We start from the raw sequence: 21,637 nt of genomic DNA on the forward strand, positions 1-21,637 counted from the left end.
AAAACGAATGGGGCCTTTTTGGAGAATAGAGAAGGAGTCGAGCCTTTCAAAACCTCAGATGTTGTTTTCTGATCATTAAATTAAATGAATCATATTAAGTTTTCCCTTTTTAATCTAATGCTTAAATAGCACCCGTCGGCCAGTGTTCTATGGTTCACTTTTAGCCTAACTTGCATAAAAATGGCGAGGATCTAAAGTAACAAGTTTCATTAGGAATACACGAAAGCCCGGTTGAGTCTCGACCGGCGTTAGACCTCGTTACATAGGAGACTACGATGGTGCAAGTGTGTACAGTGGAGCAATACAAGACTAACTAACTTATCGTCGCTGAACAGCCAGCTTAACGGCAAGTCCAGCGAGTACACCGGACATAATCCAGCGCTGTGCCTTAAGCCATGTCGGGCGCTTACCGAACCAACTGGCGATCTTGCTTGCTGTAAGAACAATAAGGAGGTTCACTGTTAAACTGATTAGAATTTGCGTTATGCCCAGAATTGCACCTTGTGCAAGTAACGAGCCTTTTTCAGGATTCTGAAACTGAGGTAAAAGTGAAATATACAATACCGCTATTTTGGGATTTAGCAAATTGGTTATGAAGCCCATCAGAAATAATTTTTTGGGCTTCTCCATTGGGAGAGCAGCCGGTTCCAGTATAGTCGTAGAGCCAGGCTTAATCATCTTCCATGCGAGCCAAAACAAATATGCCGCTCCCGCCCACTTCATTGCCGTATAGATAATCGGAACGGTATTGAATATGGCGATTAGCCCCAGCATAGATGCAATGAGGTAGACGCCAAATCCCAGCATAACCCCCAACAAAGAAATAATGCCGGCCTTACGCCCTTGCGCAATGGAACGTGAGATCAGGTAAATCATATTAGGGCCGGGAGAACAGACCATCCCCAGTGATACAACTCCAAAAGCAATTAATGTTCCTAGACTAATCAATCCCTTGTGCCTCCCTATAGAAGCTATAATGTCTAAGGTAGGTTATCATAATTACAAGATGAATGTATACCATTAAGTATTACACAACTGAGGAAATTTAGCGGAGATATAGACTAAACAAAAGGGAAAAACGTTCCAACTTCACTCACTTTGTGAATATAACGTTACCTGAAAGATCCACAATGATTATTTTTGAAGGGATGTATAAATTGTCGAGGGACAAAATCATAACCCATTGAAGTCGCTATTTTAGTGGCTTTTTTGTTTTATCGGTACAAGCTCGTGTCCCGAGCCATGGACAAGAACTTGTACCGATTACCAGAATGGGCAAGAACATGTTCCTACTACCGCTTGGACGTATATCTAATCTGTATTCTACCCATTAATTGATTAAGCTAACGGGCAGGTTAGTTGTATGGGTGATAGAATAAAGTGAATAAAATACTTTTTTATATGATGTAACAAAGGATACCTGTACTTTAATTTATTTTGGAAGTGAGGCTGGATGTGATATGCATGAACCAATCAGAGTTTATAACACGGCAGTTGAAGCTCTTCTTGAAGTGATTGGAGGCAAGTGGAAGCCGGTTATTTTATTCCATCTTACCTTTGGTAAAAAACGGAACGGGGAATTGATGAAGCTGATACCTGCCATTACACAGAAGATGTTGACACAGCAACTGAATGAATTGACGGAGGCAGGGATTATCTTACGTATTTCCCATAACCAAGTTCCGCCAAAAGTGGAGTATGAGTTAACGGAATATGGGTGGAGTCTTAAAGAGATTCTTCATCTGATGTGCAAATGGGGGGACGCGCATGTAGAAAAGGTTTATGGTGATCGAGGGATAATCCTGTTCAAGCCACCGACTTCTATCCTTTGAAGAACATAATTAAGCCAATTCCTGATAACTAGGAATTGGCTTATTAGTCATTATAATTTTTAAGGGATGATCTTGCGCTCACGAAGGTCTTTAAATATATTCATAAACATACTTTCAGTTTCAACGAATTCGTAAAATCCGAAACGACGAGCTTTGGAACCATCTGCGAAGAAGTCATAGTCCCAAGAGAAGACGAAGTCACCGAATGCCCAAGAAGAGACAGCTTCATAGGGAGTATTCATTAAATCATATTTTTCAATCATCGAATTCCAAAGTGGTTCTTTATCTGCCATCGTTGTTGCAAGTGAGAGGGGGAGTGGAGGTGCCGTTTCCAATTCAAAAAAAGCAGCGATTTTGGGCCAAAGTTCATTCCAGCGAAACAGATCGCCGTTGGTAATATTGAACGCCTGGTTGGCACAGCGCGGATCGGTTGCCGCCCAGACTGTCGCACGAGCGAGTAGTGATGCATCTGTCATTTCAAGAAGGGAATCAAAAGCTCCCGGTCTGCCCGGAAAGCGAAGCGCTAAGCCAAGCTCCTTAGAGATAGAAGCATATATTCCAATTACCATAGCTAAGTTCATTGGATTACCCAGAGCAAATCCACATACAACAGACGGGCGCAGGGCTGACCAGGTCCAGTTGCTTTTGGGCTGCCGATTTTCGAGAAACTGCTGCTGATCGACATTGAATTCAGGAGGCATATGATGAGCATCGGTTTCTCTTGCGGGTGTTTTAAATGGTCCCAGATGTGCACCGTAAACCTTATAGCCCTGCATTAGACTGATATGTTGAAGGTTTGGTGCGATCGGTTCGATGGTATTTACCACATTGACAAGCATCGCAAGGTTGGGCTGTACCAATTCCGCCCAGGTTGGACGATCCTGATAAGCGGCATAAAAAATATGAGTAACCGACGTTAGATCAGACAGTTTCGCCTTGGTATCTGCTTCGCTTAGTAAATCGGCCGATATATAACGTAGTCTAGGAGTATCTTTCCCTCCACGACGCGATACACCAATAATATTCCATTCCGGGAGGGTCATGAGATAATCAATAAGATTTCCTCCAATAACACCTGCAGCACCTATGACAAGTGCAGTGTAATGGGGAATAGATTGTTCGGTTTTCAATGGACATTTCTCCTTTCTCTTCTGCTCATTATTGTGGCTGAGAACAAGAGAGATGAGAAGTACGCACCTCAAAGTGATATAGGAACTTAAAAGTAATATATGTGCAGGTAGTAGGTGCTGGAGCGTGTGATGAACATCCTTAATATCAACCGTTCGCCATACTTTTTGAAGTATATGGGAAGTCATCGCCGGGCGGATATCATTTTATGAAACCTCTCGTCTAATAACATTATTTCCGCTTTTTGGCTGATGGCGTGGTTCCCAAGTTTTACATCAATTATGAAATCATTGCTCAGCATCTGGCGGTAACGGGAAATAATATCGTTGTCAGGCAATTCTCCCATTTCCTTCGTTTCGGGAGGGATTACGGGAATGCCGGCTTGCTCTACCAGATGAATGTTTTGTTTAATACCTGCGGCAATCTTGCTTAGAGTGCTTACACTTCTTGCTGTATCTATATCCACCATTCCGTCATTCGTATAGAAATGCTTGTTGACGATTGCTAACGCAGTATGCGAAATATGGAATGCTTGAATGTCTTTTTGGATTTCATAATGCAAATCCACGGATTCAAATATTTTGGCAAGCTCTTTTACTCTTTCTGTCGTCAGTCCATTTATTTCACCAAAAATGGTTCCTTGATGTTTTTCGGAACCAAATTGGGCGTATAGAACATCTTCTTTGATGTCACCACCGGCGCCCGGGAATCCCGGAAGTAAGCGATCTCCCACGATTTCAAGCCAAGAGTCATATCCAATGGTGTTGGTCAAGGTGACGATGGTCTTGCTCCGATTATGCTTGATCGCAGACAGGGCAGATTCGGCCTGATCATACCGGACTGGGACCAAAATGAAATCATAAATGTCGTCGTTATCAAGCTTTTCTATCGTCTTGATCGATATTTGCTTTATCGTTCCATTATCGTTGTATTTCAGTCCGTCCCTTTTCAGAGCCTCCAGTCTTTTTCCTCGTGCCAGTATAGTGACGTCCAGTCCCGACTGTGCGAATCGGAGTGCATATACACTGCCAATCACGCCGGCTCCAAATATCAAAAGTCTATGTGGTCTGGTGTTCAATAGGATCCTTCCTTTCAAAGAATTATTCACAGATTGTTTAAGCAACACGTGTTTGATAAGATAATAATATCGTATGCTTATGATTTCAACCGGCAGAGTTAGAGGAAAGTTGCATAGGCAACACATTGTGATAATTGATGTTTAATGAGGAGATATAGAAATGGTAAATCAGGAAGATCCGAGGGTGCTGCGTACACGATAGTTAATTAGAACGGCGTTCAGAGATTTGTTGCGGAGAAGGGGATTTGATGCAATCACCATCAAAGATATCGCACAGGAAGCAACCATTAACCGCGCCACCTTTTATGCCCACTTTGAAGATAAATATGCTTTGCTTGATGAAGTCACAGAACAGGCTTTTCATGAGATGATTCCTGAGCATGTGGCGAATGCACAGGAGTTTACGGATGAAATATGTGACCAGTTGATCTTGCTGACGTACCAATACATCGTAGATTTTTATCGGATTTGCAGAATAGATTCCAATTCGATGGCTAAGCTTGTCGATGAAAAAATAAAGAATATGCTGCAGCAAACCATAGAAAGCATTTTTCTGAAAGGGGATACCCACCATGGAGCGGACAGGCATCATATAAAAATCGCGGCGGCCATGACAGGTTCAGCGATCTATGGTGCTGCGCATTATTGGTTAAATGTCGAGGAAAAGGATCGAACCGATGTGCTTGTAGACATTGTTCGTCCCTATGTAATGAATGGTCTGGACTGTATCGCAATGGCGATGACTACAGATGAAAAACGAGACTGTTCAGATAGGAACGATGGAGTATCATAAGTTACACACTTCGTTGCTGCGAAAGTTGAGTTACAAGAACCAAACGAGATAAGATTACGAATGAAAACAGAGAGCGAGTATAGACCCCTTACTGATTCGATGGTTTTCTCGTTCTTCTTCAGGCTTGTACAAATTATGTACGCATATGGTTGTAATGGGCGCGCTGATCCTATGACTATGATTTGAATGAATTAAGGAGGTAGCTTGTGATAATAAATAAACATTGGGGAAAGTATTTAATTCTACTTGCTGTTATATTGCCAATCTCAATCGTTGTTATTTTTACGCTCCCGTATGATAAACGCTATATTTCAGTAGCTATATTTCCATTACTATTCTGGATAATTTACTATTTATGGATAGCAATAGAGAGAAGAAAAGATAGATAGAACAACTATCTTAGATAGCGAGGAGAACCAGTTTAAATATTGGGAGGTGTCGAGGGACAAGAACTTGTACCGATTCCCGGAATGGACAAGAACATAGTCCGAATGCCGACTTAGATAACCAAGGAATTCTAATGTTTAGAGGGATACCCGGTGCTTTACATCAGTTTTCTGTTAACTTAGCAGTATAGATAAGGCTAACGGGATAAGATAGATAAATAAAATCAAGAAGGCAGCTGACGAACGGAATCGGCTGCTTTTATTCAACTTACGGGCGGGCAGTTTAGCGCGTTCCTATAGAAATTAAATCAAGAACAATGGACATGCACTCTGAAAATTCAGTCTTTAGTATGAGGTGAACGATGAGGAAGTCCGTATAATTAGGAATTGAAAGGAGAGTCATATCTTACTCGAAATGGGAATATTTTCGGACAAATTGGAGGTTGAAAAGATTGGAGAGGCACGAAAAAAACATGAATGTACCAAGCATGTTTCGCAATCGGTTCCTGCAGACGATTTTATTATCAAGCGTGCTCCTGCAGGTTGGCATTTGGGTACGTAATTTCGCTATTCTCCTGTACGTTGCGGATAGAACAAACAATGATCCATACGCCATTTCGCTAATCAGCGTAGCCGAATTCGCACCAATTTTTGTTTTTTCGTTCATCGGAGGTACATTTGCCGACCGCTGGCGGCCGAAGCGAACGATGATCTGGTGCGATTTATTATCTGCAGTATCGGTATTTGTAGTACTTCTGACCATACATTACGGTTCTTGGCACTCCGTTTACCTTGTCGCATTCATCTCGGCTATTCTTTCGCAGTTCTCTCAACCTTCAAGTATGCGTTTGTTTAAATATCATGTGCCCGAAGAACAGCTTCAGCAAGGGATGGCTCTATTCCAATCGCTGATGGCCATCTTCATGGTGCTTGGTCCGATGCTCGGAACCTTCGTTTACAGCACGTTTGGGCTTGAAATATCGATCGCTGTCATGGGCTTGGTTTTTCTGCTCTCTGCACTCGTTCTTATTCGTCTGCCAGAAGATCATATGCAAGCTCAAACCGTTGCTGTAAAAGGGCAGTTTCGTAAAGAATTCATTGAAGGCTTCCGCTATGTTTGGCAAAGCCTAGTACTGCGGATGCTCGGACTGGCGTTTATTCTCGCGGGACTGGCTGTTGGCGTAGCCCAAGCGCTCAACCTGTTTATCGTAACGGAACGGCTGGGCAGAAGCGAGGAGTTCTTGCAATATCTGCTAATGGTGAATGGTGCAGCTATGCTGATTGGTGGCGGAATCGTAGCCGTCTTCGCCAAGCGGGTTCCGCCGCAGGTTCTTCTTGCGATAGGTATGATCGCAGGCGGAGTCTGCACAGCCATTGTAGGGTATTCGACAAGCGTTCCGCTCACCCTGACCGTTCAATTTCTGAATGGACTTGTTTTCCCTTGCATTCATATTGGGATCAGCACAATGATTCTGAAATGGTCAGAGGCTTCGATTGTCGGCCGGGTGAATGGGGTTCTGAATCCGATGTTCGTTGGCATGATGGTCGTTTCCATGTCTTTCGCTGGCGCGTTAAAGGGCGCCTTTTCGCTCAGTACGATCTATGGTGGCGCAGGATTATTATTTCTTCTTGGCGCACTGGTCATGGTTCCGATCATGAACCAAAAAGCGCCGAATAACTCACATATTGCACAAGAGACATAAGTTGGCGATATCTATAAGGTTTTAACGAAGAAGAATCGGCCATGAAAAAGTGGTCGGTTTTTCCTCAATGTATACCAGATCGGATACTTCAACAGCAGTCCAGGTACCGAATACCATGAAGACGAGGCATACCTGCCGTTTGCCAAAACGCCGACCGCCATTACGATTAAACCATATACAATGACAGTGAATAAGGATTGGACCGTGATTTTAGACAGCAAGGGCCAACCAGTCAAAAACTATCATAAAGATCTTGAAATAACGATCCCGGTCGTTCAATAACAAGCTGTGCCCGTTAACGCAATGGGGTTGAATAGAAAAGAAGCGATTCTCCCCAAGTAAACGGTACCCTATAGAGTAGACATATGCAAAATGTCTCTCTATGGGGTATTTTTATATATACTGTGAAAGAGACAGGGATGTGGAGACAAATTATAACCAAGAACAAGGTTGATACTGGATCTATGATGTTACATTTGCCAAAGATATTGTAGAATTAGGTGCAGCTTTACGTGATAAGAGGTTGGAAGAACCCTATTACCCCGAAAATAATTTTTCACCAAGTGATGCGTCTGTAAGCCTGAACAGATTGTGGTCAGGCTAGCGTCTTTAGGCGGAATTTGGCAACAGGGGGTTATACCATGATGGGGGAAGGCGATGCTGATATCACCACATAAATAATTTCACTTTTATTGTTAACCATACAGGTGAAGAGGATCGCATGCCGAAAGACCAATTTTCCATACTTTCTTGAAGGGGGATATCTGTTTTGGATGAGCAGTTTCTTGATTTATTGGCCGAGAAATATGATACGGAAGAAAAAGTCATAACAGAGATCATCAACCTTGAAGCGATCTCCAATCTTCCCAAGGGAACTGAGCATTATGTCAGCGATTTGCATGGGGAGTTTCATGCTTTTCAGCATGTACTCAGAAACGGTTCGGGTAATGTAAAGGAGAAAATCAAGGATTTATTCCGTGAGGTTTGGACAGATGATGAAATCAATGATTTTGCGGCTTTAGTTTATTATCCGGAAGAAAAAATACAGTTGGTTAAAGCAGACCTGTGTAATAAACAAGCCTTGAACCAGTGGCATAGACAAACGATTGAACAAATGCTTAAGCTCGTTTCTTATGCCTCTTCCAAATATACGCGCTCGAAATTGCGTAAAGCTCTGCCGGAGCAGTTTATCTATGTTGTAGAAGAGCTTCTATACAAAACGGATTTGACCAACAATAAGGATCCTTATTATGAGGAAATATACCGGCAAATTATCTCCTTGGGCCAGGCGGACAAGCTCATTATCGGTCTAGCTTATACGACCCAGCGCCTAGTGGTTGACCATCTTCATGTGGTTGGAGATATCTATGACCGGGGGCCGGACCCCGATAAAATTATGGACACGCTAATCAACTATCATTCTGTAGACATTCAGTGGGGGAACCATGATGTCCTGTGGATCGGCGCCTATGCGGGTTCCCTGGTCTGCCTTGCGAATATTATCCGGATCGGCGCCAGATATGACAATCTGGACATCATCGAAGACGTATACGGAATCAATCTTCGCCCACTGCTAAACTTGGCGGAGAAATACTATGATGACAATCCGGCCTTCAGACCCAAGCTGCAGTCAGACCATAACGGTTCGGAGCAGGAAATCCTGCAGATTACTAAAATTCATCAAGCTATTGCCATGATCCAGTTTAAGCTTGAAATCCCGATTATCAAGAGACGCCCATACTTTAATATGTCTGAAAGACTTCTGCTGGAGCAGATTGATTACGACAAAAATGAAATCAAAATCGGCGGAAAAACGTACCCGCTGGAAAACACCTGTTTCAGAGCCGTGAATCCGCAGCAGCCTGAACAATTGCTGGAGGAAGAACAGGAGGTGATGGAAAAGCTGCTGTTTTCCGTGCAGCATTCCGAAAAGCTGGCCAAACATATGAATTTTCTTATGAAAAAGGGCAGCCTTTATTTAAAATACAACGGGAATTTGTTAATCCACGGCTGTATTCCTTTGGATGAAGAAGGAAACATGGAAGAAATGCAGATTGAAGACAAGACGTATTCGGGCCGTCAGCTGCTCGATGTTTTTGAATATTACTTACGTTACTCCTTTGCGCATCCGGAAGAGACAGATGATCTAGCGACGGATATGGTATGGTATATCTGGACAGGGGAATGTTCCTCGCTCTTTGGAAAGAGAGAAATGACCACTTTTGAACGGTACTTTATCCAGGATAAAGAAACCCATAAGGAGAGAAAGAACCCTTACTACTATTTACGTGAAAATGAGGAGATCTGCCGGAAAATCCTGCAAGAGTTTGATTTGAATCCGGATCATGGACATGTCATTAACGGTCACACGCCAGTTAAAGAAACTCGTGGAGAGAACCCCATTAAAGCCAACGGGAAAATGATTGTCATTGACGGCGGTTTTTCCAAGGCCTATCAATCTACAACGGGTATCGCCGGATATACTTTGTTGTTTAATTCCTTTGGCATGCAGCTCGTCGCCCATCAGAAATTTAATTCAAAAGAAGATGTGTTATGCAACGGAACGGACGTAATGTCTGTAAAAAGACTGGTGGATAAAGAACTGGAACGGAAGCTGGTGAGGGAAACCAATGTAGGGGAGAAGCTGCTGCAGAAAATTTCAAATTTGAAGGACCTCCTGGAATATCGCTACATGAAATAAAAAAATACTGAAAGTACTAAAAGCCCCCCACCCCAGGGAGGCTTTTAAGTTCTACTTAAAAAAATGTCTGCAAATACGATTATTGTTCTGGAAGGCCTCTTCCATTTCGGTCGAGAACCGGCAGCCTTCAGATCAATTTTTCCGCTATGGGAAGGTTGAGTTATTCATAATATCCTTCAGTAGATTTTCTCAGGCTTCCAAATTGATCCGCATCATGCCCGAACCACACTTGGGAATTCGTTCGGGCAGCCAAAGTGCGAATTCTCTCCACTGTGTTTCGGTACCCGATCAAATCATAGATTATACCAGGTGGCTTGACCGGAGGACCAAAACTTTCCGCAGTATAGATGGCATCGGAAGCTAGAATGATTCCGCCGGTTTCTGGCATTTCGATCTGGAGACCTAACATTCCCCAGGCATGACCGCTTCCGAAATTTAAGATTTTGATACCATCCACCAGATCCAGATTGTCTTCTCCCGGTTTGATCGTTTTCCACTGCAGCTGGTTTTTGATCCATGCATCAATATCAGCCCACACATAGGCTCCTTCTTTTTCATTGCAGGCGTAGGTCTGCAGTGCTCCGTTAAATTCATCTTCATGAACGATAATCGTCGCATTCGTGAACAATTCGAGGCATCCTGCATGGTCCAGATGCAAGTGGGAGGCAACGACATACTTGATTTCCTCGGGTCTAACCTTAAGCTGCTCCAGCCGGTTATGCAGGTAACATTCCTCACTTGCTACCCATGGAGACGACAGTTGGGTCGACTGTGCCCAGCGCCCTTGAGCGCCCATCGAGTTTGGGTTGCACGCGGTATCAAACAAAATTTTCCCCTCAGGATGATCAATCAATACCGTATAAATTGGAAATTCAACAAATTGTGTCTGGGCATTCGGATTATTAATGGTTGCTGGATTATGCATGGAGATGATCCAATTTTTATCCATGCTCATTCGACCGTTATCCAATACATATAGCTTGGGACGCGTTTTAATAATATTTGTCATGTTATTTACCTACCTTCGAAGTAATCCAGTACAAGGCAACCCCTTCCAAGAGCAAAGCTTCTTAGACACCCGAGTTCACCCTTAAGGACTGTGTTTGCTATAGCAAATCTAGCTCAAGCTGCTCCGTGCTGGTATAGACATACAGTAATGCAAAAAATAAAATGATATAAGTAGGCACTTTAAAGTGTCCTGGGAACTTCATAGTGCATAGGAGGGGAACATTTTGGCACATTCATCAAAAACAACTAAACAATCTGATATTTCGTTATCCAATTGCGGCTATAGCAAAGTTCTTGACATTATCTCTGACAAGTGGACTGCACTTGTTATGTATGCCATGGAGAACGGTAAAATCAGATATGGAGAAATGCTGCGGAGGGTTGAGGGAATATCTAAAAAAATGCTTACCCAAACGGTGCGCAAGCTGGAGCGTGATGGTTTGGTTCAACGACATATTACTCCTACAGTACCTTTAATTGTCGAGTATTCACTAACCATATTAGGGGAAACCTTGCTTCAGCCGATGAAAGAGCTAAGGCAGTGGGGAAGAGAACATTACACTCAAGTTGTAGAGGCGCGAGTTCAGTATGACTCTGCTAATACTAAGGGTTCACATGAAGCCGACAGCATAAATGGATGAACTAATACTTTATTTTATTTGAACACAAGGAAAAAATCCTTTTACAATCATTGTCAGTACGTTATAATACAATCACCAGATGGATTACCCGACAAAAGAAGTTAAATATTGTAATTAATTAGTGATGTCCACCATGTAAATTTAGGTTGGATTATCTCCTTTTCACAGTCATGTAGTCACCCTCGGCTCGTCATAGTCTTGAGCCGCTTATTACATAATTGATATCGGAGGTATGGTTATGGTCAAGAAGAAAATTTCCACAGCCCTCAGCGCAGCTTTAATCGTTTCTATGCTGGCTACTGGCGTGATAGTCGCTATCCAAGGTAAAACAACGTTAGAGGTAGCGAAGACAGCAGGGGATAAAAAGGTTGAAGTTATTAAATGAAGAAGCTAGGTGCGACTCTAGTAGTCCCAATTAGGGGGATTCGAAGCACCTGATGCGAAAGGCACAGAAGATGATAAAGGCAACTGTCACGGGACAAGAGCATATTCCAATTGAAGTCGCTAATTTAGCGGCTTTTTTTTGTTTTATCGGTACAAGTTCGTGTTTCAAGCCAAGGACAAGAACAAGAACAAGAACATATTCCCATTACCGATTAGGCGTATATCTAATCGGTATTTTGTCGTATTTTCATTATGCTAACGGGTAGGATAATTCCAATTGTGGTGCTATAATTTCATTCAGTTAACGGCGATTTTGTAGGGGGAACAGAAATGTTTGCGGTAGTCGCGCACTTTGATCAGAAAACTACACAACTACTTAAATTATGAATGAAAGAAGGTATAGAAGATGCTACGAGAAATTAAAGAGCAATTCACTGAAGAGATTCTTACTGAAGCAATAAAGCGATATGACATTAATAATGACACCGTTCGTTTATTGGGCGGTTATGAAAGCTTTGTTTATGAATACCAGAAAAACAATGCGTTTTTCATATTAAAAATCTCACATACAATTAGAAGATCAAGAAATAATATACGGGGTGAAATTGAATTTTTAAATTTTTTGTCGAATAAGGGACTGGCAGTTTCAAATGCTGTTCCATCGACCAGGGGTAATATGGTTGAAGAAATTGCTGCAGAAAATGGGTCGTTCCTAGCCATTTCATACGAAATGTCTCTTGGAAAAGAAGTGTCAGATGCAGATTGGAATGAATCGCTTTACGAAAAATGGGGCGAATTTCTGGGGAAAATCCATCATGCGACTAAAGGTTATGAATGGAGTAATCCGGCGTTTAAACGACAAGCCTGGGACCAGGAAGTTCAATTAAAGGCGGAGAAATACCTGCAACCTGATGATGTAATGATTTCAATTCTAAAAGAAAGATTAACAAAACTTACTTCTCTGCCCAAGTCCAAAGATACATACGGTTTGACTCATACTGATTTTCATCAAAGTAATTTTTATCTGCATAACGGAGACATTTATTTGTTCGATTTTGATGATTGCGGTTATACGTATTTCGTAAACGATATTGGGATTACATTGTATTATGCACTTTCTTATCCGTTTAAGGAATTTGAAAATAAAACGGAATATTATAAATTGTTTTTCCGCCATTTTATGAAAGGATATCTGAAGGGAAATACAATCCAAGAAGAAGAAATAGTATATTTACAAGATTCTATTAAACTTCGTCATGCATTGCTGTATGTTTATTTTCATCAAGTAAACGATGTGTCAAATTTGAATGAAGAATCAATGAACTGGTTAAAAGAGCTTCAACGAGTAGCCGCTTCTGATGAACCTATGCTGCCGATTGATTTTGTTCAAGAATTTAAAAGCATTTATAATAGTATTCATTAACCTGGGAGCATCGCATTTTACAAACGTGCTCCCGGCTGTAATACTGGAAAAGGGTACAGTTGGGCTTAACTCTGCAGAAATAAATGAAGGATTTCTTCATTTAAAATTGCCTGATATGAGATTCGGTAAATGCAGCAATTAAGACTTTTCAAGAACTGACGGGTTATAATGATAAGCATTTAGTCATTGGTGATATGCTTGAACTTGGTGATCATAAAGAAGAGTTCCACAGAGTAATTGGTAAAAACCTTGACCCGGATAAAATAAACTTTATTTATACATTGATTGATTCAATATCCGATACTTAATGAAGTGATCACTAAACTTACGGAACAATTTAGTTCAACAAATAAAGGAAGGAGCAGCTCGCCGGCGGCGACTGCTCCGTTTTTTATTACGCTAATAAGCTTTTGCTGATCTGTAGTGCTCTTCTTCGTCGAACGCTGCCTACCACATTGGCCTAAAGAGCCATTCCAGAGAACAACTTACCATCGATTGTCGTGGTTTGCCCTCCAAAGCCCTATCGTTGAGCAGATGGTTCCTCGTAGCTTTGCAAGCCAGCGTCACGCAAAGTTCTTCCGACATAGCCCAACTCTCGACGTGCAGCGGCATCGTTGACGGTGAACTCACGCCCAATCATGCGTATCATCGAACGTGAGATCGGCGGATCGCCGTTTTTCCGCGTTACGGCCCAGGTAGTGTCGAACAGACGGCCAATGGCAGAGGCGAGCCAGTAGGGCATCGAACGCAGCTTATCGATGGACAGGCCCTGCAAGTTCGCAAGCGAGACGACGAACTCACGGAAAGTCTGCCCTTCCTGGTCTTTGATGAAGAAGGCATGGCCGCCTTCTCCGCGTTCAAGAGCGCATTGTATGGCTTCAACAACATTGTCCACATGGCAAGTTGAAAAAGCGTAATCACCGCGGTCGATGAACGCGAACTGTCCAGATCTGACTGCTTCGGGAAGCGCTCGGCTAAACGGATCACCAGGCCCCCAGATTGCGGGTGGGCGAAGCGCGATCGTGCGAAAGCCGGGTTTGTTGGCTGTCAGAACCAATGAATCGGCCTGTGCCTTGCTCGCCAGGTAGGAGGAGAAGTGGTTCCGGAAAGTCGGCGCGCTTTCATCAGCGTCGTGGATGAGCGTTCCGCCGTTATCCATGTGGATCCCCGCCGCACTGATGTAGATGAATGTCTTCGCACAGGCGGACTCGGATGCCTTCAGCAAGGCTGCAGTGCCATCGACGTTGGTACGGAAGAAGGGTTCGCGAGGCCCTGAAAAGCGGAAAAGGGCGGCCGCATGCACAACCGCATCGATCATCGGTAACACGATTGGCGTGCTGCTTTCGAGATCGGCATCGACCGGTATCGCACCCATGGCCTTGAGTTTGGCGTGAGACGATATAGAGCGTGTGAGGGCGAAAATCTGGTGACCATCCTCCACGAGCTTCGGGATCAGGCGGCCGCCGAGCAGGCCGGTGCCTCCCGTCACGAGAATTTTCATTGTGATCATCCTTTCGGTTCGGAATTCAGGATAGACCGCATGGCGCAACCGCGGATTTGCTCAAGAACCGCAGAAGTGGGTGGCTCTCCACCTTGCGTAGCCGAGCTGTGACGTGAAGCAGGGATGCAGCATTCGCAGACGCCTACATGAGCACAACCACCTCGACCGTAGGTGCGAGCCATCCCTCGGCTGCGATGCGTTGTATCAGGAGCGTAAAGGCCAGCTCGGCAGCGGGAAATTCAGCGCCGTAGAGAACGCGGCTCATCATCGCTACGTAGGGCCGTGGACGAGCTGCCGCGAAGCGCACGTAATCGTCCCAGCCTTCGCACAGCGCTATCACCGGATCGGCGCATTGGGCCGCAGTCCTTTTGCTTTCGAGCAACTGCGCGAAGGCTTCCACAATGGCGGCGCTCAGAAGCCCGTTGGCCCTTCCGAAGTGATGGTACACCTTCAACCGACGCGACTCCCGTCAAAACCAGAATAATGCCGAACAATCGATCATCATATTGTGGAGTGCATCCTTCATAGAATTTTCCTTCTATCCATCATTTATTGTTTATCTAGCAATCTTAGCGAAGTGCTCCAGAGTTCGAACCAATTGGGCTGTATAAGACATTTCGTTATCGTACCAAGCTGCGGTTTTCACCAATTGCTGGTCACCGACTGTCAGAACTTTCGTCTGCGTGGCGTCGAAGAGCGAACCGAATGTGATGCCTTTGATATCGGAAGAAACGATTTCGTCTTCCGTGTAGCCGAAAGTTTCTGGATCGGAAGCTTCTTTCATAGCAGCGTTAACTTGTTCAACCGTTACCTTGGTATTCAAAACGGCAACGAGTTCAGTCACGGAACCTGTTGGTACAGGTACACGTTGAGATGCCCCATCCAGTTTGCCCTTAAGTTCCGGAAGAACTAGGCCAATGGCTTTTGCGGCACCGGTGGAGTAGGGAACGATGTTCTCCGCTGAGGCGCGCGCAGCTCGGAAATTGCCTTTTGGATCCGGAGCGTCAAGTGTGTTTTGGTTACCCGTGTAAGCGTGAACGGTCGTCATCAGCCCGGATTGGATACCAAACTTGTCGTGCAGAGCTTTAGCCATAGGGGCCAGGCAGTTGGTTGTGCAGGAAGCACCGGAAATGACAGTTTCCGTACCGTCCAGTGTGTCATGGTTCACGTTGTATACGATCGTTTTCATGTCGCCTGTAGCAGGGGCGGAAATGACAACTTTCCTCGCTCCGCCTTTCAGGTGAAGCTCGGCCTGTTCTTTCGTGGTGAAGAAGCCTGTACATTCGAGAACAATATCAACGCCAAGCTCTCCCCAAGGAAGCTCTTCAGGATTCCGCTTAGCCAAAACCTTAACCTCTTTGCCGTTTACTTTGAAGGTTCCGTCATGGACTTCAATGTCACCGTGAAAAGTGCCTTGGGTCGTATCATATTTGAGCAGATGAGCTAACATTTTAGCGTTCGTAAGGTCGTTAATCGCTACAACCTCGACGCCTTCCACATCTTGAATTCGGCGAAAAGCTAGTCGTCCGATTCGTCCAAAACCGTTTATACCTACTTTTACAGTCATTGAAAAATCCCCCTATAAGTTTTATTTATTCCAACAAGCGAATGCCTGTAATAAAATAAAAATGGCCCAGCGCTATTTCATTCTAGAATGGCTTATTGTATAATCTAAAAAGAGACCGATCGGTTTCTTTTATATTAGCATGATATTAATGAATTACAAGGCCGAATTGAATAATTCGTTTAAAATAAATGAAATGAAAATAAGGTTCATACGGAGGAGCTCATGAAAAAAGGGGACAGAACACGGGAACATATCATTATGAAATCGGCTGAAATTTTTAACCAGAGAGGATATGCCGGTACATCGCTGAACGAAATTATTGCCGACACAGGAATTAAGAAGGGGGGCATCTATCGACATTTTGCCAGTAAAGACGAGATAGCGCTTGAAGCCTACAATTATGCTGCCGGTATGGTCATCAGAAAATTTTCTGAGGCGGTGGATCAAGAGCAGTCTGCGTCAGGAAAGTTGGTTGCTTTTTTTCGTGTCTATGAGAATGTCGTTAACGATCCACCATTTATTGGCGGATGTCCCATGCAGAATACAGCTGTAGAAAGTGACGATACTCATTTAGAGCTTTGTGGTCAAGCAAGGCAAGGGATGCATACCTTCTTGGATATGATGAAAAGTATTATTCGCGACGGCATTCAAGCTGAGGAGTTTAGGGAGGATCTGGATGTAGATGCGCTAGCATCATTTGCATTTTCCTTGTTGGAGGGAGGAATTTTACTCAGCAAGTTGGATGGGGATAACAAGCACATGCTAATGAATATAAAAATCTTCTCGTCCTATTTGCAGCAATGCTGCTTAAAGACCAGTTAATCTGGTGTACTGGCACATCGGAATGGAGCTGTGCATCATCGATGACAACTACATCCTTAATCATAAATTGAATGAGCTGATTGAATGTTGGAAGGAAGGGCGGTACAGATAGCCAGTTGTGCATCCGGAAACAAAAAGAGAACTTGAGCTTCTAACAAATCCTAAGGGAGAGAAAAACCATTGAGCTAACGGGAAACGTTAGCTCAATAAAACAGCGGCAGTCTAGGACTTTATTTATCGTCCACGGCTACCGCTGTTTTTATAGTTGTGGCTAGTCTAATACATATCACAATATCTGACGATTTAATAATTCGAAAACCGCCTTATACCAATTCCGAAATGCTGTCTGAAAAAAATTCCTAATATTTACATTAATCACCATTGAAAACCTGAACCGTTACGTTGAGAGCAGAGAACAACTGATGGTCCATCTGGGGATTCGAGCCATAATGATTTATTGGACAGGGGCAAGTAACAGCATATTTTCAAACAAGTTGATAATAATCTGTTACTTATTTTCACGTTTGATCCCTTGAGGAATTTTGTGAAACAATTTAAATGGGGTTGTGGAAATGAATGAGGATAATTTAAATCAAATGATTCAAATCTCTTTTTTGTTTAGTTTAATAGAAGGACCGTTTAAAAACGTACATATGAAGCACCTGTCTTCACACTTTGGGGAGGATCGGTGCTTTGTTCATTTATATAAAAATTTATGTTTATCCATTGTAACCATCCTCTTTCAAATAGGATGTAATATCAGTTATTGACTGCATGGTCAATAACTGATATATTACTCCCATGAGTAGACCAAGAGAATTTGATGTCGATCGTGTATTATACCAGTCTATGGAAGTGTTCTGGAATCAAGGCTTCAAAGCAACTTCTTATGAGGACCTTACGCGTACTACAGGAGTCAAAAAGCAAAGTTTGTACTGTGTTTTTAAAGACAAGCGATCGTTGTTCCTGAAGGCGCTGGCTCTTTACCGTGAACAGGTTATAGCGAAACTGAAGGAGATTGAAGCCCTGGATTCGTCTCCAGTTGATAAACTGGATGCCTTACGATATTCCCTTTTAGACGATGAAACTGGCTGCCAAGGGTGTCTAATTGTGAATGCATCACTCGAATTCGGAACAGATGACGAGCAGGTCACACGCGAAGCTGAGCTCATGGTAGAAGAGGTTCAACTGGTATTAGAGAAGATTATAAGTAGTGGCCAGAAACAACAGTTAATTTCCAACCGATATACGAGTATAGAGCTTGCATCTTATCTAAATAACACCATTCTTGGTGTGAGAGTTATGGAGAAATCAGGTTCATCCCGTGAACAGATCGAGACGGTTCTGCGTACTTCATTTGGCATGATCATGTCTTGATCTTTTTTTTGTGAAATTCTTGACTACGAAGTCAAAAACAATTGAAGGTGGATTAATACACCACGAAACCTTTAAGGAGGTGGGGCTTTTCGATAAAAATCGTGTATTGATTCATTTGGAAGTAACGTCTAGCTGTTAACCAGGCTAGTTGCTGTTTAACATCTTAGGTCAACTTATATAAAACAAAATATGTGGAGGTTATTATGAATTACTCTCAATCCGTAGAAGCATTGTTCCAACCTATAGAGTTAGGTCACTTGAAGTTATCCAATCGGATCGTAATGGCGCCGATGACGCGTCAATTTTCTCCGGACGGTATCCCGGGTTCGAATGTTGCTGGCTATTACCGCCGCAGAGCAGAGAACGCAGTGGGGCTTATTGTGACGGAAGGGACGATAATTAATCACCCGGATGCATCCAATCAAGCCAATGTGCCGCACTTTTATGGGGAAGCTGCAATGAATGGCTGGGCACATGTTGTATCTGAAGTACATGAAGCTGGCGGACGAATTATTCCACAGATCTGGCATATGGGAGCCAAAGGTCATGTTAATGATTATTCAGAAGCTGAGATTGCTACAATCGTTCAGGAATTCGCACAAGCAGCCTCAGAAGCGAAACGCGTTGGGTTCGATGGTGTTGAAATCCATGGAGCACACGGCTATCTGATCGACCAATTCCTGTATGAGAAAACCAACTCTCGTACGGATCGTTACGGTGGAGATATGATGGCTCGCACACGCTTTGCAGTTGAAGTGATTGAGGCTTGCCGTGAAGTAGTGGGACCGGAATTCCCGATTGTACTGCGTTTATCTCAGTGGAAGTCAGATGATTATCAGGCTAAATTGGCTGAAACACCGGAATTACTGGAGCAGCTTCTCGCACCGTTGGTTCAAGCTGGAGTCGATATCTTCCACTGCTCCACACGCCGTTTCTGGGAGCCGGAATTCGAAGGGTCTGATCTGAATTTTGCTGGATGGACCAAAAAACTGACTGGCAAACCGACAATCACCGTTGGATCGATTGGTCTTGATGGTGACTTTACAAGTCTGTTCACAGAAGGTAAAGGCGCAAGTAACGTCGGTATCGATGGATTGGTACAACGACTTCAGAATGATGAGTTTGATCTGGTTGCTGTAGGACGTGCTCTTCTGGTCGACCCTGAATGGGCTAAGAAAATTCAAGAAGGACGTACCAATGATCTGGTTCCATTTACAAGAGAGGCGGTGACCGTACTTACTTAATTGCAGTAATACTCATTAAGAATACTCATCTTATAAAGAAAAGCAGTGACAGACCAACGGAGCGGCTGGACTGACCCCATAACGTGAGACAAATAAAACACCTTCAAGAGAATGAAACCTTGTTGTAAGACAGGGAGTTCATCTTGGAGGTGTTTTTGTAATGGCAACCAGAGTGAGTTATACCGTGGAATTAAAGATGAAAGCCATAGAAATGAGATTGTAATGTCGGGGGACAAGAGCATAGTTCGATTACCGATTAGGCATATCTCTAATTATCTCCTAAAAAAGAAAATAATCTCTCCAAAAAGGGGTCGTAGTTCTAGTTCACGAATATAATATATGTCCCAAAGTTCCCCTGAACCGGTTTTGAGCTATCGGGGTATTTGTACGGGCAGGAAATAGTCGAGAACTAGTAATTACGAATATTTGGAAATGCGTTACATTTATAATTTTGGGAGGGAGGGTTTCAACTGATGGGAAAATCCACAATCTGCTCCATGCAAAGTCTGTTCTATAAACAACGGCGGTTGTTTGAATGGAGCAAGAACGAAATATAACCGCTGAATCATCTCTGGCATGATGTTTACTGTTTATAGAATGACTTTGCTCCCTTAAATTTTCAAAAAAATTTTAAGGAGCAGAGCTATCATGAAATATGTAAATGCAGACAGCATCTTTCCGGAAGAGTTGCTAAAAGAAATCCAAAAGTACATTCACGGTCGCATGGTTTATGTCCCGACTCCTGAAAAATTGCACAAAAAATGGGGAGAAAAATCGGGGAGTAGAGAACAACTAAGTCTAAGAAACGAAACGATCCGTCAAACATATTTCAATGGAAAGTCGATCGATGAACTCTCGAATGAATTCGGTCTTTCCTACGAAAGCATTAAGAAAATCATTTACTCTAGAAAATAGATTCACTTGTAAGTCACATCGAGCTTTCTGATGTGGCTTTTCGTGTGTGGAATTTGATTCTGAATCAAATTCAGTATATTTTCAATCAGCATCTTTTGTTACCATAAAGGTAAAGGGAAGAGGTTATAACATGGATAAAAAGATTAAACTACTATACACACAAGATATATTGAGACAGTCCGCGCAATGTTTTGGAATACGTGAAGACTCAATTTTCGAATTAAATGGGTTTCAAAATTTCGTTTATTCCGGGGTAGTCGGAGATCGAGAAGTTATTTTAAGAATTACCCATGTCACACATCGGGATGAATTATTAACAAGAGCAGAACTAGATTTTATCATGTTCCTGGCTGATCGCGGAATGAAAGTAGCGAGGCCCATTCAGTCTATATCAGGGGATCATATTCATATCATTGACGAGTCCTTTGTTGTGACAGCTTTTGAGAAAGCACCCGGCAGAAATGCAGTAATAGCCGAGGAGAGCAATACGTTTTATGAGAATATCGGTCAAATGGTCGGGAAAATACATAAGTTTTCACTTAATTATTCGCCCCAACATTCACGCTATGAATGGAATGATAATGCCCTATTAGCCTCATTTAAGAAGTATTGTCCGTTAGAATTACACGATAACTTTGATCGTTTAATTACTGAAGTTAGCGCTCTACCCAAGGAAAAAGATACGTACGGTCTTATTCATGGGGATATCAGCCCTGGTAATTATCTTAATGATGGGGACAAAGCCTTTATTATTGACTATGACGATGCGGAATATAGCTGGTTTGTTTCTGATATTGCTACACCATTACTTTATGAAATCCCTATTCCGTGGGTTGTATCTGGAGATGTAAGGATGGAGATTGCAAAGCGTTACTATTGCAACTTCTTAAACGGCTATTGTAAGGAAAATACTGTGAGTCAAGGTTGGTTAAACAAAATTCCATTATTTATTAATTTAAGGCAAGCTAGAGTTTTAGCCGCGTTCTATAGAAGCAGAGATTTTAACGCTCCTGATTGGAGCGAATGGGATGAGCAAGCCCGACGCTTCTACTATGAAAATTTGTTAAATAACACTCCTTATATTGATATGGACTTTTTGTGCTAAAGGGTACGATACTTTAACAAAGCCAGAAA

The 21,637-nt window shown here is 42.9% G+C and carries 19 protein-coding genes and 1 pseudogene; 13 read left to right on the forward strand and 7 right to left on the reverse strand.

Going from position 1 to position 21,637, the window contains the following annotated elements; genetic code table 11:
- Positions 1 to 318 precede the first annotated feature (318 nt).
- A complete protein-coding gene (locus tag Q0V21_RS08535) occupies positions 319 to 948 on the reverse strand; it encodes a LysE family translocator (protein ID WP_079345336.1) in 630 nt (209 codons plus the stop codon).
- A gap of 512 nt (positions 949 to 1,460) precedes the next feature.
- Here Q0V21_RS08535 and Q0V21_RS08540 point away from each other — a divergent pair.
- Complete coding sequence (locus tag Q0V21_RS08540) at positions 1,461 to 1,832, forward strand: winged helix-turn-helix transcriptional regulator (protein WP_079345338.1); 372 nt, start codon at positions 1,461 to 1,463, stop codon at positions 1,830 to 1,832.
- 59 nt (positions 1,833 to 1,891) lie between these two features.
- Here Q0V21_RS08540 and Q0V21_RS08545 read toward each other — a convergent pair whose 3' ends face one another.
- Positions 1,892 to 2,962 (reverse strand): SDR family oxidoreductase, encoded by a 1,071-nt coding sequence (locus tag Q0V21_RS08545; protein ID WP_079345340.1) that lies wholly within the window; start codon positions 2,960 to 2,962, stop codon positions 1,892 to 1,894.
- A gap of 182 nt (positions 2,963 to 3,144) precedes the next feature.
- Positions 3,145 to 4,038 (reverse strand): ketopantoate reductase family protein, encoded by an 894-nt coding sequence (locus Q0V21_RS08550; RefSeq protein WP_301878464.1) that lies wholly within the window; start codon positions 4,036 to 4,038, stop codon positions 3,145 to 3,147.
- Between the two features lie 226 nt (positions 4,039 to 4,264).
- Between Q0V21_RS08550 and Q0V21_RS08555 the strand changes: the two genes are divergently transcribed.
- The 3 genes from Q0V21_RS08555 (at position 4,265) to Q0V21_RS08565 (ending at position 9,621) form a co-directional block, all read left to right on the forward strand.
- Positions 4,265 to 4,831 (forward strand): TetR/AcrR family transcriptional regulator, encoded by a 567-nt coding sequence (locus Q0V21_RS08555; protein ID WP_301878466.1) that lies wholly within the window; start codon positions 4,265 to 4,267, stop codon positions 4,829 to 4,831.
- A gap of 859 nt (positions 4,832 to 5,690) precedes the next feature.
- On the forward strand, positions 5,691 to 6,920 hold the full coding sequence (locus Q0V21_RS08560; protein WP_079345430.1) for an MFS transporter: 1,230 nt from the start codon (positions 5,691 to 5,693) through the stop codon (positions 6,918 to 6,920).
- A gap of 769 nt (positions 6,921 to 7,689) precedes the next feature.
- Positions 7,690 to 9,621: a fructose-1,6-bisphosphatase gene (locus Q0V21_RS08565; protein WP_079345344.1), complete on the forward strand. Its 1,932-nt coding sequence runs from the start codon at positions 7,690 to 7,692 to the stop codon at positions 9,619 to 9,621.
- 160 nt (positions 9,622 to 9,781) lie between these two features.
- On the opposite strand, the gene ahlS is transcribed toward Q0V21_RS08565, so the two are convergent.
- Complete coding sequence (gene ahlS, locus Q0V21_RS08570; protein ID WP_079345346.1) at positions 9,782 to 10,630, reverse strand: AhlS family quorum-quenching N-acyl homoserine lactonase; 849 nt, start codon at positions 10,628 to 10,630, stop codon at positions 9,782 to 9,784.
- 223 nt (positions 10,631 to 10,853) lie between these two features.
- On the opposite strand from ahlS, the gene Q0V21_RS08575 reads away from it, so the two are divergent.
- The 4 genes and pseudogenes from Q0V21_RS08575 to Q0V21_RS32985 form a co-directional block, all read left to right on the forward strand.
- Positions 10,854 to 11,270, forward strand: coding sequence for a winged helix-turn-helix transcriptional regulator (locus Q0V21_RS08575; protein WP_301878469.1), 417 nt, complete (start codon positions 10,854 to 10,856; stop codon positions 11,268 to 11,270).
- 238 nt (positions 11,271 to 11,508) lie between these two features.
- Positions 11,509 to 11,655 carry a hypothetical protein gene (locus tag Q0V21_RS08580; RefSeq protein WP_179132638.1) on the forward strand — a complete coding sequence of 49 codons (147 nt, stop codon included), beginning with the start codon at positions 11,509 to 11,511 and terminating at the stop codon, positions 11,653 to 11,655.
- A gap of 405 nt (positions 11,656 to 12,060) precedes the next feature.
- Entirely contained in the window at positions 12,061 to 13,077 is a 1,017-nt protein-coding gene (locus Q0V21_RS08585; RefSeq protein ID WP_301878470.1) for a phosphotransferase enzyme family protein, read from the forward strand.
- A 131-nt stretch (positions 13,078 to 13,208) separates the two neighbouring features.
- A pseudogene (locus tag Q0V21_RS32985) lies at positions 13,209 to 13,385 on the forward strand (hypothetical protein); the annotation flags it as partial.
- 212 nt (positions 13,386 to 13,597) lie between these two features.
- On the opposite strand, the gene Q0V21_RS08590 reads toward Q0V21_RS32985, so the two are convergent.
- The 3 genes from Q0V21_RS08590 to gap form a co-directional block, all read right to left on the reverse strand.
- Entirely contained in the window at positions 13,598 to 14,578 is a 981-nt protein-coding gene (locus Q0V21_RS08590; protein WP_301878471.1) for an NAD-dependent epimerase/dehydratase family protein, read from the reverse strand.
- Positions 14,579 to 14,720: 142 nt separating this feature from the next.
- On the reverse strand, positions 14,721 to 15,032 hold the full coding sequence (locus tag Q0V21_RS08595) for a TetR/AcrR family transcriptional regulator (protein ID WP_301878473.1): 312 nt from the start codon (positions 15,030 to 15,032) through the stop codon (positions 14,721 to 14,723).
- A gap of 102 nt (positions 15,033 to 15,134) precedes the next feature.
- Positions 15,135 to 16,145, reverse strand: a complete 1,011-nt coding sequence (gene gap / locus Q0V21_RS08600; RefSeq protein WP_301246894.1) for a type I glyceraldehyde-3-phosphate dehydrogenase — start codon at positions 16,143 to 16,145, stop codon at positions 15,135 to 15,137.
- Between the two features lie 222 nt (positions 16,146 to 16,367).
- Here gap and Q0V21_RS08605 point away from each other — a divergent pair, with 222 nt between their 5' ends.
- From Q0V21_RS08605 to Q0V21_RS08625, 5 genes are all read left to right on the forward strand, one after another.
- Entirely contained in the window at positions 16,368 to 16,967 is a 600-nt protein-coding gene (locus tag Q0V21_RS08605) for a TetR/AcrR family transcriptional regulator (protein ID WP_301878474.1), read from the forward strand.
- 801 nt (positions 16,968 to 17,768) lie between these two features.
- Positions 17,769 to 18,344, forward strand: coding sequence for a TetR/AcrR family transcriptional regulator (locus Q0V21_RS08610; protein ID WP_079345356.1), 576 nt, complete (start codon positions 17,769 to 17,771; stop codon positions 18,342 to 18,344).
- 203 nt (positions 18,345 to 18,547) lie between these two features.
- Complete coding sequence (locus tag Q0V21_RS08615) at positions 18,548 to 19,588, forward strand: NADH:flavin oxidoreductase (protein ID WP_179132639.1); 1,041 nt, start codon at positions 18,548 to 18,550, stop codon at positions 19,586 to 19,588.
- A gap of 648 nt (positions 19,589 to 20,236) precedes the next feature.
- Positions 20,237 to 20,503, forward strand: coding sequence for a CD3324 family protein (locus Q0V21_RS08620; RefSeq protein WP_079345358.1), 267 nt, complete (start codon positions 20,237 to 20,239; stop codon positions 20,501 to 20,503).
- Positions 20,504 to 20,633: 130 nt separating this feature from the next.
- Positions 20,634 to 21,608: a phosphotransferase enzyme family protein gene (locus Q0V21_RS08625; protein WP_301878475.1), complete on the forward strand. Its 975-nt coding sequence runs from the start codon at positions 20,634 to 20,636 to the stop codon at positions 21,606 to 21,608.
- Positions 21,609 to 21,637: the final 29 nt, after the last annotated feature.

The sequence above is a fragment of the Paenibacillus sp. 11B genome, assembly GCF_030487755.1.
In the GTDB taxonomy this organism is placed as follows: Bacteria; Bacillota; Bacilli; order Paenibacillales; family Paenibacillaceae; genus Paenibacillus; species Paenibacillus vandeheii.

Coding starts and splice junctions, on each gene's coding strand:
- Q0V21_RS08615 (WP_179132639.1), top strand. CDS start 18,548: ATGAATTACTCTCAATCCGTAGAAGCATTGTTCCAACCTATAGAGTTA.
- Q0V21_RS08620 (WP_079345358.1), top strand. CDS start 20,237: ATGAAATATGTAAATGCAGACAGCATCTTTCCGGAAGAGTTGCTAAAA.
- Q0V21_RS08590 (WP_301878471.1), bottom strand. CDS start 14,578: ATGAAAATTCTCGTGACGGGAGGCACCGGCCTGCTCGGCGGCCGCCTG.
- gap (WP_301246894.1), bottom strand. CDS start 16,145: ATGACTGTAAAAGTAGGTATAAACGGTTTTGGACGAATCGGACGACTA.
- Q0V21_RS08585 (WP_301878470.1), top strand. CDS start 12,061: ATGCTACGAGAAATTAAAGAGCAATTCACTGAAGAGATTCTTACTGAA.
- Q0V21_RS08625 (WP_301878475.1), top strand. CDS start 20,634: ATGGATAAAAAGATTAAACTACTATACACACAAGATATATTGAGACAG.
- Q0V21_RS08610 (WP_079345356.1), top strand. CDS start 17,769: ATGAGTAGACCAAGAGAATTTGATGTCGATCGTGTATTATACCAGTCT.
- Q0V21_RS08580 (WP_179132638.1), top strand. CDS start 11,509: ATGGTCAAGAAGAAAATTTCCACAGCCCTCAGCGCAGCTTTAATCGTT.
- Q0V21_RS08560 (WP_079345430.1), top strand. CDS start 5,691: ATGAATGTACCAAGCATGTTTCGCAATCGGTTCCTGCAGACGATTTTA.
- Q0V21_RS08540 (WP_079345338.1), top strand. CDS start 1,461: ATGCATGAACCAATCAGAGTTTATAACACGGCAGTTGAAGCTCTTCTT.
- ahlS (WP_079345346.1), bottom strand. CDS start 10,630: ATGACAAATATTATTAAAACGCGTCCCAAGCTATATGTATTGGATAAC.
- Q0V21_RS08605 (WP_301878474.1), top strand. CDS start 16,368: ATGAAAAAAGGGGACAGAACACGGGAACATATCATTATGAAATCGGCT.